Consider the following 15841-nt stretch of genomic DNA (forward strand, 5'->3'; position numbering starts at 1 on the left):
ATGAATAAGAATATAAAAATATCATCCCTGCGTCCTGTTTTTACCTCGTTAACAGGAACGCTGTTTATTGCGGCGGCTCTTTTTTCTTGCAGCAAAACAGTTAATGACCCTTCTGCATCGGTCAGCGCCCCGTCAACGATTGACGCCAATGCTGGCAACTGGAAACCTTACATTCTTTCGTCTTCCAGCGAAATTGCCGTAGCAGAACCCAAAGGAGCAACTTCTACCGAATACCTGGCAGAGTTAAAGAAACTTAAAGAATCGATGACTACGGTTACGGCCTCGCAACGCGAGATCGTAAATTACTGGGGAGCTGGTGCCGCTTTCCGCTGGAATGAAATCGGAAGAGAACTTTCGGCTCGTTACAACAGCGCGCCCGCCTCAAATGCCGATGGAAAATATCCTGTTCCGGATGCAGCAAACCCGCTTGCAGATCCTAAATTTCCATTTGCCAACCCACCCTATACAGCGCGGGCGCTTGCCTATCTGAGCGTTGCACAGTATGACGCGTTGGTATCGGCCTGGAACTACAAATTTAAATTTAACCGTAAAGCACCTTCCAAAGCGGATGAATCGATCAAGGCGCTACTTCCTGTCTCAGACCTTCCATCCTATCCTTCGGAAGATGCAGTGGTTGCCGCCGCTTCTTTTGAAATACTAAAAGCGATGTTTCCCGGTGAAGTACCGTTTCTGGAGGCTAAACTGGCTGAACATAAAAATAGCCGCCTTTGGGCTGGTATGAATGTGGATAGTGACATCGCAGCCGGCGAAGCACTTGGAAAAGCTGTGGGACAAAAAGTAATGACCCGCGCCAAAGCAGATGGTATGGGCGCTGCCAATAACCAGGCAAAAACGGCCGAAATGATTACCAATGCAGTTAAAATAGGCATTACAAAACCATGGCTTAGTCAGGAATTCCCGGCCAGACCACCGATGCTGCCTACCTATGGTTTCGTTCAGCCATGGAATTTCAACAGTGCTACGGTTGTGGCACTTCGCCCAAAGGCGCCTCCACTGATCGACAGTCCGGAATTTAAAGAAAACATGGACGAACTTCTCACCATTGCTAAAAAACAAACAAGAGATCAGGCTCGTATTGCCAATTTCTGGGCTGATGGTGTAGGAAGTTATACTCCTCCGGGACACTGGCACCGCAAAGCGGCTGATTTATGTCATAGCAATAATTTCAGTGAAGTACGCACAGCGAGAACTTTCGCCCTGGTTGGTACTGCCATTCAGGACGCCGGTGTTTGCTGCTGGGATGCCAAATATTACTATTATTATCCCCGTCCAAACCAGATGGACAGCAAAGTCAAAACTTCGGTTGGTTTGCCAAACTTCCCATCATACACATCCGGTCACTCGATGTTCTCAGGCGCTGCCGCGGAAGTACTTTCCTACATTTTCCCAAAGGATAAGGAAAAACTGGATGCCATGGCAGCGGAAGCATCGGTATCAAGGATTTATGGACTTATTCATTACCGTTTTGACTGCGAACAGGGATTGGCTACCGGCCACAAGGTGGGTGATTATGCCGTACAACGCGCCAAAACAGACGGTGCTCAGTAAGATATTATTTTAAAAGCAGTAAAAGTCCCGGAATATGTGAGATTCCGGGACTTTTTGTTTGAGAATAAAGGGTCTTTTCAAGCAATACGTTTCAGATTTTCAAACATTTTTTTGACGACATAGGGGGCTTTTTGTTTTGAATTGTCACAAAGAAAAAAACATCTATGTCATGAAGAAACAGATAACCTTTACGATCCTGCTATTTTGGTCTTTGCTCGCTACCAACACATTTGCCCAGCAAATGCAGACCGTTTTCAAAGGACGCGGAATCCAGAGATCCGGTGGCTACGCGGCTATTTCCAATAAGTTTACCACCATCAATGGTGACTATGCCAACATTGCCGAGATTTATGGCGGCTGGTTTGTCAACAGTAAATTTTTAATTGGATTAAGTGCAGCCGGAAGTACCAACCATATTCCTGTACCGCAAATTTACAGTGAAAGACCCTGGCAAAAACTAACCTACCAATACGGACAGGTGGGTCTGATGACGGAATACGTTTTTGCATCCAACAGACGTGTTCACGTGGTGGGCAACCTGACCACCGGCGCTGGTTTTACCATGCAATACGACCGGAAAGACTGGGATGATTTTGATGACTGGGATGACCGGTATGACGACGATCATGAAGATCCAAATTGCTTCTTCGTGATGGAGCCTGGGGTGCAGGTTGAATTCAATCTTTTAAAATGGATGCGTTTTGCTCCCGGTATTTCTTACAGAAAAACGTTTGGGGCATCTGGTGACGGCTTATCCGATTCTGATCTTAGCAACGTATCCTATAATTTGACCCTGAAATTTGGCAGGTTCTAATCATCTTCATCAGCAAACAAAAAATCCCTGGAAGGCTTTATGCTTTCCAGGGATTTTAAATTTAAGATGATGCCCTTATCCAAGATTATTGATATCAAAAGGCAGCTTTCTCATTCGTTTTCCGGTCGCTGCAAAAATAGCGTTACCCAGTGCCGGAGCGATCGGCGGAAGTCCCGGTTCTCCTACTCCGCCGGGATTAGCGCCACTATCGACGATGTATATCTCCATTTTTGGTGTCTCGTTAAGCCGCATCACGTTGTACTGGTGATAATTGCTCTGATCGCAAACACCGTTCGTGAAAGTGATACCGTCTTTGATGGCAGCCGTTAACCCCATGACAATATTTCCTTCCGTTTGTGCTTTCACATTATCAGGATTGACGTAATAACCACAATCAATCACCGAAATGACTTTATCAATTGTTACGCCCTGATCCTTTTTAGTCACGGTGATACACGTCGCCGAAATACTGTCAAAAGATTTAAAAACAGCAATTCCTTTCCCCTGCCCTTCTGCAAGTTTTTCGCCCCAGGCTGATTTTTCACCAAGTGTTTCCAAAACTTTTTTGAAACGCTCGTCCTTGACAAGCTCAATCCGCGCTTTCATCGGGTCTTTTCCGGCAAGATGGGCCAGTTCGTCAATGAAACACTCCTGTCCCCAGCCAAAATTGGAAGCGTAAACAGAGCGCCACCAAACTATGGGAATATCCGTTTTCACGTTGGTCCAGCTCACCTTTGAGGCCGTCGCAAAATTATACTTGTTGTTATTTGTACTGATTTCTTCGCTTAACCATGGATCAGCCTCGTCAGATTTTAGTCCTTTAAAAACCTGCCCCAGAATAGATTCTCCAATCGCATGATGGTGATAACCAGCAATCGCTCCGTTTTCAACAAAACCCTGCATGTGGCTAACCATGCCGGGACGGTAAGGCCCCTGCGTGATATCATCCTCCCGTGTCCAGATAACTTTCACCGGTTTTTTGAGCTCCTTGGAAAGGTGGCAGGCCTCCAAAAGAAAATCATGATAAGCCTTACGCCCGAAAGCACCTCCAAGTAGCGTGACGTTGATTTTGACCTTTTCAGGCGCAATTTTCAAATAGGCACAAACATCCCGTAACGCCCAGTCAGGCCCCTGCACAGGCGCCCAGATTTCCACGGTGCCGTCATCCTTTACATGCACAACGGCATTTTCCGGCTCAATCGGCGCATGGGCAAGAAATGGTGTTTCGTAGTTGGCCTCGATTTTCTTTTCTGCTGAGTTATATTTCGCAGTAAAATCACCTTTTTCTTCAAAATTAACACCTTCCTTTTTGGCTGCTACGTGCGCTTCGGCGAAGTATTTTTCGGTGCTCAGTGTTTTTTCGTAATCGCCATTGTCCCAGTTCACTTTCAGCGCCTTTTTACCTTTCAATGCCGCCCACCAGTTTGTCCCGATAACCGCAACGGCCTCGGAAGTGCGGTGTGGCATCGTGCGTTCGGTTTTAACAACTTTAAGGACACCTTTAATTTTCTTTGCATCCGCATCATCGATAGACACCACTTTTCCATGCAGCGATGGCGAATGCAGGATGCTTGCGTACACCATACCCGGCACATCCACATCGATACCATATACGGCCTTGCCTGTAACACGCTCCGGTACGTCCAGTCGTTTGTTGTATTTTCCGATAATCTTAAAATCTTTCGGATCCTTTAATTTCGGATTTTTAGGTATTTCAAGTTTCGATGCGTCGTCGGCAAGTTCGCCATAACTCAAACTACGTCCCGTTGGCTTGTGAACGATCGTGCCCTCTTTGGCATAACATTCAATCACGGGCACATTCCAACGTTTTGCCGCCGACTCGGTCAGCATTTCACGTGCCGCCGCACCGGCCTTACGGATAGGCTCCCATAAAGACCTGACAGAACTGCTTCCGCCCGATGTCTGGTTACCGTACTTATCCTTCCCGTCGCTCTGGGCAATTTTAACCTGTTCCAGGCTTACTTCCAGCTCTTCTGCAAGCAGCGATGGAACGGCTTGGGTCGAGCCCTGTCCCATATCGGGGCGCGGGTTAACAATCGTGATATTCCCCGCAGTATCGATGATAATAAACGGATTGATTTCCAGCTTGATAATTGCCGGAGTGATTTTCTTAACCACTGCATCTTTGGCAAAAGAAGAAATGCCCAAAGCCAGCCCGAAAGAGGTTAAACCAGTGGTTTTCAGAAAATCACGGCGTGTTGCTTTTATATTTTCCAATGTCTTTGATCGCTGTTTTGTGAAGGATTAATTCTTGCCAATACCTTTTTCAGATACCTTAATCGTATCTGCCGCACGGTGAATCGCTTTACGGATACGGTCATACGTGCCACAGCGGCAAAGATTTCCGCTCATGGCCGAGTCAATATCCTGATCGCTCGGACTCGGGTTCGATTTGAGCAGGGCAACGGCAGACATGATCTGGCCCGACTGGCAATACCCGCATTGCGGTACCTGTTCTTCGATCCAGGCCTGTTGAATGGCGTGAAGTTTTCCGTCACCAATTCCTTCAATCGTAGTAATCTTCGTATTTTTACCGACACTCGAAACGGGTGTCTGACACGACCTTGTTGGCTGACCGTCCAGGTGAATAGTACAGGCTCCGCAAAGCGCCATTCCACACCCGAATTTGGTCCCTTTCAGATCGGCGAAATCCCTTACGACCCAAAGAAGGGGCATATCCGGTTCGACATCGACCTTTACCTTTTTGTTGTTTACTGTTAAGTTAAATATCGCCATAGTCTTGTTGTTTTCATGCAGCAGTTATTAAAATTATAATAAAAATATAGAAAATAAAAACGGGCTCCGGTTAACAAAAATTACAGGAGAATAACGGGAAGTTTAGACGTTGAAAACCAGCAAAAACAGGCAATAGATCAGAGGTAAATTCGTGCTACCGGAACCTGACAATAGCTATCCTTGGTTGTTAAAGAAGCAAATTTAGAAATGTCATTGCATTTCCGGATATTGAGGTTTTTATACCTGCGGTTTTGGAAGTTTTCAATACCCGTCCGACGGCAAAAAAGCCTCGGACGGGAGGCACCACAGACATTTTTCAGGAATTAAAATTATCGTTATGTCAATCACAAACGTATCAGAACTAACAGGAATTCAGAGGATCAGTGAGGTCGTCGGGAGTACACTCAAACAAATGCGGGAATACGCCAAGGCCGGTATGACCACCAAAGAACTGGACGATTTCGGCGGTCGTATTTTAAATGAATTTGGTGCTAAATCAGCCCCCAAATTAACATATGGATTTCCCGGTTGGACCTGCATCAGTGTTAACCACGAAGTGGCCCATGGCATTCCTTCTGAGTTAACTGTTTTGAAAGAAGGCGATCTGATCAATATCGACGTTTCTGCTGAGCTTGATGGTTTTTGGGCAGATAACGGCGGTTCCTTTATTATCGGTGAAGACGTAAACAATCATCTGCCGCTTGTGAATGCATCGAAAATCATTTTGCAAAAAGCAATTAACCGCATCAAAGGCGGTGTGAAAGTTTCGGAGATCGGCCGTTTCATAGAAACCGAAGCAAAGAAATCCGGTTTTAAGGTCATCAAAAATCTGGCAGGACATGGTGTTGGAAGAAGTTTGCACGAGGAACCGCACGAGATCCTGAATTGTTACGATCACGACAATAAACAGCGTTTCAAAAAGAATTCGGTTGTAGCCGTTGAAACTTTTATTTCAACCGGTTCAACGTACGCCAACCAGGGAAAAGACGGTTGGACACTTACCGGTAATAAGGGTGGTTTTGTGGCACAACACGAGCATACCATCATTATCACCGATGGCAAACCGGTTATTCTGACTGGTGCGAATGAAATATGGGGGTGATTTAAAGCTGGCCGTCTCGTTCATAGTCCTCAATATTTTTAATCCTTACAAGATCATAATATCTTGGGAACAAAGGATTGAGAACATAATTATACTCCTGAGGCATCACAGCGCTTCTGACTTTCAGGCCGATAAAATTTCTGTCTTTGAAGAAACCATCTCCAAGATTTTTCAAAGACAGATTTTCGGACATTCGCCAATCTTCGGGCATGTCATCATCAGGCATTTCATAAAGAAGTGCCGACTCGTCAACTTCAATGGTCATGATAGACAGATTGGGCGGCAATTCCGTTTCATCCACATGCACCAGGAGTTCGAGCATGGCCAGTGCACGGCTCTCACTTGTATACAAAGCAAAAGTTCCTTCGTTATTCCAACGGCCGCCTTCATTGGCCGCACCTTGGCCGCTCAGATCATTCGCCCGCTCTTTTTTCTTGGCTATTCGATACAGGATCATGAATAAACACCGTCTTCGATCCTGCCCAACACCTGATTAACCAGCTTGATACCGGTGGGTGTATTTAAAAGATCAAAAGGTTTTTGACCTTTCAGCGCTTTGTTCTCCTTATGCAGCCACCTGTTCAAGACTTCGGCATCTTCAAAAACCGCTAAACCTTTTGCAACCGTGCCGGCAATTTCAATCGAAAGACTTGACACCAAATCTCCGAAAACATCCGTTTTTTTCTTGCGTGAAAGTGTTTTGTAAGACAGGTTAAGCAGCGTGGCCATATCTTTCATGGGTACATCCATAACCTCCGCCAAATTTTCAATCGAAGATTTTGACACACCTCTGCCCGTAGCAACCAGAAAATCCAACGCGGAAGACGGCTGTTCGTCCATAAATTGCTTACCGCCTAAAATCATCCACGTCATTTGATTGGCGGGCGCTTTTTGATGCAATCCGACTACAATATCCCCAGTGGATTTTGCCGGTTTTTGATTTGACTTGATAGGCGCAGTATTCATAGTGGACATTTTACCCAAATATACAGATAAATGTCTACTAATTATAATCTGATATTTCGCACCTACACGCCTTCCGTAACCTTCTTCATCTTCTGCAAGCCGGTTTTGGCTACGAGCAGCGCGTCCTGGGCGTAATAGTCTTTGTTAAAAACTTCGAAGGAAAGAATGACCGGCTTTTCTGCATTTTTCAGGGATGTCAGAAGCCCTTTTAAGGGCGCGACGCCGTCACCCGGATAAATCCTGTCGGCATCTGCTATCGTTTCTCTCGGCGGGGTTGAAGGGTAATCATTGATATGAAAAATCTCGATCAACGGTTTACCGACGGCTTTCACGCTATCCATACCCGAACCGCCTTTATGCAAGTGATACACATCCATAAGCACCCGGGCCGATGGGTGATCCGACTCTACCGCTACATACAACAACTCTCCCACCCTGCTTAGGTTTTTCGAAAAACCCCATAATTCAAGATGGGGTACGACCTTGGTCTGATCCCCCAATTCGAGTATTTTCCGGTAGCGTTCGGCCATTTTAGGCAGTTCCAGTGATGCTCCTGTCGTAGCCCCCATAGGCGGAGCGGCAATACGCGGACAGCCGATCTGTGCCAACTGTTCCATTTCCATTTTCAACTGGTCCAACGCTTTTGAGCGGGCAGTTTCATCATCCACAATCCAGGTTGCAAAACCGATGGCGTCCTCTACTTTTAAACCAAGATCACTCACAATCCGCCTGGCGTCTGCCAATGTGCCGCCTGTTTTCAGGAAATCCTGCAATGTATTTACCCAGATTTCAACCGAGGTAAAACCGGCTTTGGCCGCCACTTCCAGCTCTTTTCTGAAACCCAGCTTATGACCACGCAACGTGCTCATATTTAACGAGTAAATAAATGACCCTGATTTTTCCTTTTTTGTTTCAAATGGGAAAGCAGTGGCTGCTGGGGCAGCGATTATTGAGGTTAGTGCTTCGCGGCGATTCATCAATGATGTTTTAAAAGTATTGTATGATTTATTGAAAAGATTGGTCAGTTACATATTTACCGGTCATTATGTGAAAATTGATTGGTAAATTAGAGTTTTACATCCCGTACCTTGATCTCTACAACCTAAACTAAGCCCATATGCAGCCCAATGAGTATACAGTGCCAGCGAAAACCCGCATCGGCCATGTTCATTTGAAAGTATCAAATCTGGAAAAATCTCTTGATTTTTACTGCGGGCTTCTGGGTTTTGAAATCACAACACGTTATGGAGATCAGGTCGCTTTTATCTCAGCCGGGGGGTATCACCATCACATTGGTCTCAACACCTGGTACAGCAAAGGCTTTCCTCCCTCAGCAAAAGAAGGCGTCGGCCTTTTTCATACGGCCATCGTTTATCCCACCCGAAAGGACCTTGCAGCAATTTATCAAAGGCTGATCAACGCACATTATCCCCTGACCGGTGCCAGCGATCATGGTGTTTCGGAAGCTCTATACCTAAACGATCCAGATAATAACGGCATAGAACTCTACTGGGACAGACCGGAAAAATCCTGGCCAAAAACCGAGGACGGAAATCTTGAAATGTATACAAGAATATTGAACCTGAACGGTCTGTTGCACGAACTGAACAAATAATTTTCACTGCTAAACTGAAATTACTCATGTCTGAAAATGAGAAACTGGATAAAATTGTGGAGGCGAGGCTGAAACTTAAAGCCCGTTTTGAGGATAAAATGCGTCAGACTCCTTCTGTTTCCGACAGCAAGCCTATGGGAACCGGGCCCATTAACCGCCATGGAATGCCTCAATTACCTGTCGGACAGATACAAACCAGCAAATGGCCGGTGCTCGATTTGGGGTTCAAGCCAGATATTGCACTTTCTAACTGGAAATTAACCATAAACGGCGAGGTGGAGTCTCCCGTTGAACTTTCCTGGAATGACTTCATGGACCTTCCCCAAACCCGGGACACGAGCGATTTCCACTGCGTGACCACCTGGTCGCGGATGGATGTGCCCTGGGTTGGCGTACGACTGGCCGATCTTGCGGCTCTTGTCCAGCCAAAATCAACTGTTACCCATGTACTTTGTTATGGATATGATAAATACACGACCAATATTTCCATAGAAGAAGCACTAAAAGAGGACGTATTGCTCGTTCATACAGCCGACAACAAACCGCTGGAAAAAGATCATGGCGGGCCTGTCCGCATGATAACCCCGCAATTGTATGCCTGGAAAGGCGCAAAATGGATCAACCGTATTGAATTCCTGAATAAAAATAAACTCGGATTCTGGGAACTCCGCGGATATTCAAATACCGCCTATCCCTGGCGAAACGATCGTTACAGCTGATTTGAAAATACTGTTTTGTATCTGGTATGATATTTGTTTGATAACAAGCATTAACCAATTACTAAGACAATGTATTTCATATCATTCCTCAACGGAAAACCAATAACCTCCTCGTCGGAAGTAGCAGATCAGTTTGGGAAATCGCATAACGATATTTTACGATCTATTGAACAACTGACTTGCAGCAAGGAATTCAGAACCAGTAACTTCCTGTCGTCACCGAGTATGTGGCCGTCAGGGAAACCAGATTCTAATGTTCTTATTACCAGAGAAGGTTTAGTCCTTTTAGTCATGAGCCTCGATAGCCCGGCCCCTGCGTCATTCAGAAGGAATGTAATAGCAAAATTCGACGGAATGGTTTCGTTTCAAAAGTAAACCGCAGATGGGCAGGTTTCTAAATTGTGGAAACCTTTGAGGAGAATTTTACACATTAAGTCCTATCGATCACGCGGCAGTCAGACAAAACCTGAAAAATAAATAACCGTTTCAATACAGTTAGTTGCAAAATAAATCGCTGGTCTACATAATTTTCGGTAACCTATACACGTTTGAATGGTTCGCTGATAAAAATTATTTGTAGCTCCTGCTATTTTCTTTGAATTTTGTTTCGAATATTCCAGGCAGCCAGGAGTAATTTATTTGCTAATTTTCAACCAGTTACCTCAACACCCAACCTTCCTACCCCCCTTTTTCTTTAAAGTAGTCTCCTGTCAGCGTCAAGAAATTAGTTTTTACTTTACCCCTAACAAGCTTACATTTGAAGTAAGACTCAACGGGAAATATTTTTTGACATGCAAACTTCTTTTAAAGACAAAGCGCTCCGGTGGTCCTACATTAGTATCTTCATAGGTCTGATCCTAATCTTTGCGTCTCAGTATTTTGCATATAAAAATGTACAGGATCTTTCCCTGCATAACCAGGGAGTTAATGTGACCATTGGCATACTAAATCAAACTGCCAATTTCGGGCTTGCCAATAAGGACATTCAGTCCAACATGCATGAGTTTGTCATTACCGGGAACGAAAAACTCCTTACTGATACTTACGCGAAAAAGGTCAAACTGCTGAGTATGTCCGACACCTTGTTTAATCTCGTAAAGGATGACAAGGTACAGACGGCGCGGGTCCGTGAACTGCTCGATATCTCCGGAAAAATCGTTTTGCATACACACAACGTCATGACCGTCTACCGGACACAGGGCACTCAGAAAGCTTTCGAACAGATCAAACTCGGGGAAGGACTTCACCTGAACAAAATGCTGATGGACAAAATTGAGTCCATCGAAAGTTCAGAAAATCAACATCTTGAAGAACAGCGAAAGTTAATACAGAAGACGCAGAAGAAAACAACGCTCTTCATTATGGTGACGAGTATTTTCGGTTTTTTCCTTACCGTACTTTCCATTGTCTCTCTTTTATGGAACCAAAAAAAACAGAGGCAATTACAATTTGAAATCAAACAAAAAGAGCAGATCCTGGCCCAATACATCGAAGCAATTCCGGATGGTGTGATGGTACTTGATACAAAAAAAGATATTGTTTTATTAAACCAGTCTGGTCGGGAAATTCTAGGACTTGAAGGGAAACTGGAAACACTGGCCGAACAAGTCAAAAAGCTCGTTTTACTCGACCCTATGACTTACAATATCCGGTTCACATCAGAAACTTTACCGGTCAGCCGGGCACTTGATGGTGAAAAGTCAGACGGAAACAAGATCGACCTGATTAAAAACAATGCGATTTACCACCTGGAAACGAGTGTACGCCCGGTTGTGGGCCTCAATGGGGAAATTACCAATGCAATCACTGTATTCAGAGATATCACCGAGCGCGCCAACTATGAAGCCGCATTGGAGAAAGCCAGAACACTGGCCGAAAAATCAGTACGGGTAAAGGATATCTTCCTTTCCAATGTAAGTCACGAGATCAGAACCCCGCTTAATGCGATCATTGGTTTTACGAACCTGCTGGAAAGTGAAGTGAGCGATCCGAAAAGTGTTGACTACGTGAGTTATATAAAAACGGCCAGTAAAAACCTCCTGGAACTGATCAATGATATTCTCGATTTCTCGAAAATAGAGGCAGGGCAAATCACACTTGACCAGACAAACACTTCCATTTCCGAACTGATCGAGTCTGTTTCTGTTATTATCAACCAGCGGGCGTCCGAGAAAGGAATTGAGTACAAAAAGATATTGTCTGCTGATCTTCCCGAAATGATATCGACAGACAAACTAAGACTGACCCAAATCCTGTTGAATATCTGTGGAAATGCGATCAAGTTTACCGAGAAAGGTCAGGTTCAGATCAGTGTAACACCTGTATCTCCGGTTATTGATAAAGTTCAGATGATCCGTTTTACGATCGCCGACAGTGGTATTGGTATTCCGGCGGATAAGATCGACAAGATTTTCGAACGTTTTGTACAGGCGTCCGACAGCACCACCCGTCTCTTCGGGGGCACTGGGCTTGGGCTTAGCATCGTGAAATCGCTGGTACATATTCTGGATGGAACAATTAAGGTAGAAAGCGTTTTTGGGACTGGCACAACCTTTATCCTGGAATTTCCCTTTACCGTTGTAACAGATTTTTCTTCGGCTGACGACGACCACAATTTAAATTTTGTTTCTGAACCTATCGGCGACATTCATGTGCTGGCGGCGGAAGATAATCCGTTAAACCAAAAATTGCTGGCAGCTATTTTCGAAAGGCTTTCCATTGATCTGACCATTGTTAACAACGGACAGGAAGCAATTGATGAGCTCGAAACCAACACGTATGATCTGGTTTTGATGGATATTCAAATGCCGGTCATGGACGGTTATACAGCCATTAAGAAAATCCGAAATTCGATTTCCCAGACACTCCCGATCATCACCATGACGGCCCACGCGATGGTCGGAGAAAAAGATGAATGCCTTAGCATTGGAGCCAATAGCTATATTTCCAAACCGTTCCGTGAAAATGAACTGCTTAATACCATTTCAAATCTTACGGGTAAACATAATGAAAACTACAACGAAATGAGTCCTGTTAATAACCACGCTGATGAATCCATGGAAACCAGTATTATAAATCTTGGATATTTAAATGAAATTACCGGTGGAGATCCGGATCTTCAGAAAGAGCTTATCCTTTTATTTGAAAGTGAACTTAGCAACCAGTCCGTGCTGATACAGCAGGCGGAAGCGCTTGGGGATAATGAAAAATTACGTCAGGTTGTTCATAAATTCAGATCCTCTTTATTTTCTGTGGGATTGCTTGCAACGGCAGATAAATACAAAAAAATTGAGGGAGAATTGAAAAGTGGTATTCACAGCCCAGACTTAAAACAGCAGCTGGAAGCGCTTCAACACGAAGCAGAGACGGGACTTGCCGAACTTAAAAGTCTGGAAATCGGGTGATGTCGTCTTCGCAGATAAGCGTCATAAAAAAGAAGCTTTCCCTCAACATATGGGAAAGCTTCTTTCAAACTACTACTATACCAAATTAACAAACACTTATTATTAGTGAACCGATGACGGATCAATTTTGGTTTTTCCGCTCCGTGTCATTAAAACAAACGGTACGCAGAATAAAAATAAACATCCTAAAAACAGGAACACATCCATATACGAAAGTACCGTAGCCTGTTTGTAAATACCATATTCAAGCATCTGATAACCGCTTTTCAACGCGACATCCGGCGCCATACCTTTTGCCATAAACGAACGCTGCAAACCTTCTACGCGCTGCTGAACGGCAGGGTTGTTAATATCCAGATGACTTACCAGATCACTGCGATGCTGCATGTTTTGTCTGGCGATGTAGGTCGTAATAACGGCCACACCAAAAGAACCTCCAAGCTGACGCATCATCCCGGTAAATGCAGCGCCCTCTCCAATTTCTCTCCCTTTAAGGGTTGATAAAGCCAGTGTGGAAATAGGCACGAAAAGAAATCCAAGCCCTGCACCCCTCACCATCAGCATCCAGAAAAACGCATCAGCACTTGTATCGGGTGTCAGGATTTTGTAACCCCAGAAACTGTATATAAAAAACACCACCATACCACCTGCAACCAGATATTGCTGCTTCACGCCGCGCTGAATAAGCTGCCCGACGATCGGCATAAAAAAGGCGGTTACCAACGCGGCCGGCACCATCAGCAAACCTGATTGTGTTGCCGTCCATCCCAGTGTAGCCTGAGTATACAATGGTATTACGAAGGTGGATCCGTATAATCCGAAACCGAGTACGAAAGAAAGTATGGTACCGATCATTAGGTTACTGTTTTTCAAAACTCTCAATGCCACGATCGGATTTTTGTATGTCAGCTCTCTCCATAGGAAGAAGAAGAAGCCGAATACCGCAGTGACTGTCAGAATGATAATTGCTTCATCGTTGAACCAGTCGTCTTCCTGACCTTTTTCCAAAACATATTGCAACGAACCTACCGCGATAGCCAGCAGAATAATTCCCCACCAGTCAATTTCGTTGGCAGATTTCTTCTCTGAATATTTAGGGCTGCGGATAAACTGAAGGGTCAAAAGTGTAGCAATAACCCCAAGCGGAATATTGATATAAAATATATAAGGCCAGCTGTAATTATCCACAATATAACCACCCAGCGGAGGACCTAACGTAGGACCTACAATAACCCCAAGACCATAAATCGCCTGAGCCATACCACGTTTTTCGGGAGGATAACTTTCGGTAATTAAAGTTTGTGCAGTTACCAGCAGCGCACCACCACCAAAACCCTGGATCAGGCGGAAAAATACCAGCTCCCAGATATTGTCCGAATTACCACAACAAAAAGAGGCAACTGTAAATATGATAATGGAAGCAGCAAAATAATTACGGCGGCCAAATTGCTGTGAAAGCCAGCTGGTCATCGGCACAATGATTACGTTACCAATGGCATAAGCCGTAATCACCCAGCTCACTTCGGAGAGCGTTCCCCCAAGGTTCCCCCGCATATCGTTGAGTGCCACGTTCACGATTGTTGTATCAACAATTTCAAGAAGCGCACACATGACGGCTGTGATTGTAATAATAACCCGTCGGAAGCCGTATTCTACCAGGGATGGTTGTAATTCCATATGCTAATGATTTTAATGATGATAAGATATTGTCTGGCGGATTTACCAGAAACCCGCCATCGACATTCCTACGATCTTAATTTAGCTCAACATCAACAAACACATTCATCCCCGGACGCAGGCGGCTGATAAACTCATCTTTTACTTCTTTAAACTCGATACGAACCGGAAGACGCTGTACTACTTTCACAAAGTTTCCACTCGCATTGTCAGGAGGCAAAAGTGCGAAACGAGCGCCGGTTGCAGGAGAAAACGAAGCGATTGTTGCGTCAAAAACGTGGTCGGGATATGCGTCAATATGGATTTTCACATGCTGTCCCAGTTTCATTTTTGTAAGCTGCGTTTCTTTAAAGTTTGCAACAACCCATGGCTGTGCATTTGAAATGATGCTGAACAACGACTGGCCTGCCTGTAAATACTGTCCCAGCTGGGCGTTTACTTTTGAAACGTGACCATCCGTTGGCGCCGTAATAATGGTGTAGGAAAGATTCAGTTTCGCGTTGTCAATATCAGCCTGGCGTGCTTTAATATTTGCGTTAACTACGCTGGTCTGACGTGAAGTTGCCGCAGTCTGCGAAGTTGCTGCCTTGGCCTGGCGTTCTGCTGCGTTTTTCTGCGTTACCAATACCTGAAGCTGGCGTTCAGCTTTTTGTTTATTCGCAAGCGCCTGCTCGTATTCCTGCTGTGTGATCGAGTGATCCTTGATCAGGTTTTCATAACGTGCAAAATCCTGATTGGCTCTCCACACACTCACTTTTGCTTCTTCAATCTGCGCTTCTGCAACGGATACATTCGCAATGTAAGTGCTGCCGCTGGCAACTGATGCCGACGTGGTTGCATTCGCTACAACCAGGTTTCCTCTCGAACCTTCCAAAGCTGCATTAGCCTGTTCCAGTCTGATAAGTTCGTCACGGTTGTCAAGCACGATCAAGGTGTCGCCTTTATGAACCTGCTGATTATCCTTTACTCTGATCTCCGTAATATATCCCGAAATACGAGGTATTACCGGGCTGATGTTTGCATCAATCTGTGCGTCATCAGTTTCTTCGTGGTGCAGACCGTGATTGTATTTTGTGTACCCCCAGGTTCCTCCGGCCACAACCAAAAGAGCCAGAATGATAACGAATGTGTAATTTTTCTTTTTAGGTGCTGCTGCTTCGTTTGCAACGCCAGTGTTTTGATTGGTCTCCATAATCTTTGGAATAATAGAATGTTAGA

The 15841-nt window shown here is 44.9% G+C and carries 14 protein-coding genes; 7 read left to right on the forward strand and 7 right to left on the reverse strand.

Going from position 1 to position 15841, the window contains the following annotated elements:
• Both M1L62_RS07225 and M1L62_RS07230 read left to right on the forward strand, forming a co-directional pair.
• Entirely contained in the window at positions 1 to 1569 is a 1569-nt protein-coding gene (locus tag M1L62_RS07225; RefSeq protein WP_254412359.1) for a vanadium-dependent haloperoxidase, read from the forward strand.
• Between the two features lie 169 nt (positions 1570 to 1738).
• On the forward strand, positions 1739 to 2383 hold the full coding sequence (locus M1L62_RS07230; protein ID WP_254412360.1) for a hypothetical protein: 645 nt from the start codon (positions 1739 to 1741) through the stop codon (positions 2381 to 2383).
• 75 nt (positions 2384 to 2458) lie between these two features.
• On the opposite strand, the gene M1L62_RS07235 is transcribed toward M1L62_RS07230, so the two are convergent.
• Together M1L62_RS07235 and M1L62_RS07240 are read right to left on the reverse strand one after the other, a co-directional pair.
• Positions 2459 to 4621 carry a xanthine dehydrogenase family protein molybdopterin-binding subunit gene (locus tag M1L62_RS07235; RefSeq protein WP_254412361.1) on the reverse strand — a complete coding sequence of 721 codons (2163 nt, stop codon included), beginning with the start codon at positions 4619 to 4621 and terminating at the stop codon, positions 2459 to 2461.
• 27 nt (positions 4622 to 4648) lie between these two features.
• Positions 4649 to 5140 (reverse strand): (2Fe-2S)-binding protein, encoded by a 492-nt coding sequence (locus tag M1L62_RS07240; protein WP_254412362.1) that lies wholly within the window; start codon positions 5138 to 5140, stop codon positions 4649 to 4651.
• 337 nt (positions 5141 to 5477) lie between these two features.
• Here M1L62_RS07240 and map point away from each other — a divergent pair, with 337 nt between their 5' ends.
• Positions 5478 to 6242 carry a type I methionyl aminopeptidase gene (gene map / locus M1L62_RS07245; protein WP_254412363.1) on the forward strand — a complete coding sequence of 255 codons (765 nt, stop codon included), beginning with the start codon at positions 5478 to 5480 and terminating at the stop codon, positions 6240 to 6242.
• Between the two features lies 1 nt (position 6243).
• Here the strand turns inward: map and M1L62_RS07250 are convergent, their stop codons facing one another.
• The 3 genes from M1L62_RS07250 to M1L62_RS07260 form a co-directional block, all read right to left on the reverse strand.
• Positions 6244 to 6699 carry an RES family NAD+ phosphorylase gene (locus tag M1L62_RS07250; protein WP_254412364.1) on the reverse strand — a complete coding sequence of 152 codons (456 nt, stop codon included), beginning with the start codon at positions 6697 to 6699 and terminating at the stop codon, positions 6244 to 6246.
• A complete protein-coding gene (locus M1L62_RS07255) occupies positions 6696 to 7208 on the reverse strand; it encodes an Xre family toxin-antitoxin system antitoxin (protein ID WP_254412365.1) in 513 nt (170 codons plus the stop codon). Before M1L62_RS07255 ends, M1L62_RS07250 begins: the two co-directional genes overlap by 4 nt.
• A 62-nt stretch (positions 7209 to 7270) precedes the next feature.
• Positions 7271 to 8185, reverse strand: coding sequence for a sugar phosphate isomerase/epimerase family protein (locus tag M1L62_RS07260; RefSeq protein ID WP_254412366.1), 915 nt, complete (start codon positions 8183 to 8185; stop codon positions 7271 to 7273).
• A 140-nt stretch (positions 8186 to 8325) separates the two neighbouring features.
• Here M1L62_RS07260 and M1L62_RS07265 point away from each other — a divergent pair, with 140 nt between their 5' ends.
• From M1L62_RS07265 to M1L62_RS07280, 4 genes are all read left to right on the forward strand, one after another.
• Positions 8326 to 8823: a VOC family protein gene (locus M1L62_RS07265; protein WP_254412367.1), complete on the forward strand. Its 498-nt coding sequence runs from the start codon at positions 8326 to 8328 to the stop codon at positions 8821 to 8823.
• A gap of 26 nt (positions 8824 to 8849) precedes the next feature.
• Positions 8850 to 9542 carry a molybdopterin-dependent oxidoreductase gene (locus M1L62_RS07270; RefSeq protein WP_254412368.1) on the forward strand — a complete coding sequence of 231 codons (693 nt, stop codon included), beginning with the start codon at positions 8850 to 8852 and terminating at the stop codon, positions 9540 to 9542.
• Between the two features lie 69 nt (positions 9543 to 9611).
• On the forward strand, positions 9612 to 9917 hold the full coding sequence (locus M1L62_RS07275) for a Rha family transcriptional regulator (RefSeq protein ID WP_254412369.1): 306 nt from the start codon (positions 9612 to 9614) through the stop codon (positions 9915 to 9917).
• 416 nt (positions 9918 to 10333) lie between these two features.
• Entirely contained in the window at positions 10334 to 12946 is a 2613-nt protein-coding gene (locus M1L62_RS07280) for an ATP-binding protein (RefSeq protein WP_254412370.1), read from the forward strand.
• Positions 12947 to 13048: 102 nt separating this feature from the next.
• Here the strand turns inward: M1L62_RS07280 and M1L62_RS07285 are convergent, their stop codons facing one another.
• Together M1L62_RS07285 and M1L62_RS07290 are read right to left on the reverse strand one after the other, a co-directional pair.
• Entirely contained in the window at positions 13049 to 14623 is a 1575-nt protein-coding gene (locus M1L62_RS07285; RefSeq protein ID WP_254412371.1) for a DHA2 family efflux MFS transporter permease subunit, read from the reverse strand.
• A 76-nt stretch (positions 14624 to 14699) separates the two neighbouring features.
• Positions 14700 to 15815, reverse strand: a complete 1116-nt coding sequence (locus tag M1L62_RS07290; RefSeq protein WP_254412372.1) for an HlyD family secretion protein — start codon at positions 15813 to 15815, stop codon at positions 14700 to 14702.
• Positions 15816 to 15841: the final 26 nt, after the last annotated feature.

The sequence above is a fragment of the Dyadobacter diqingensis genome (genome assembly GCF_024220585.1).
Lineage (GTDB): Bacteria > Bacteroidota > Bacteroidia > Cytophagales > Spirosomataceae > Dyadobacter > Dyadobacter diqingensis.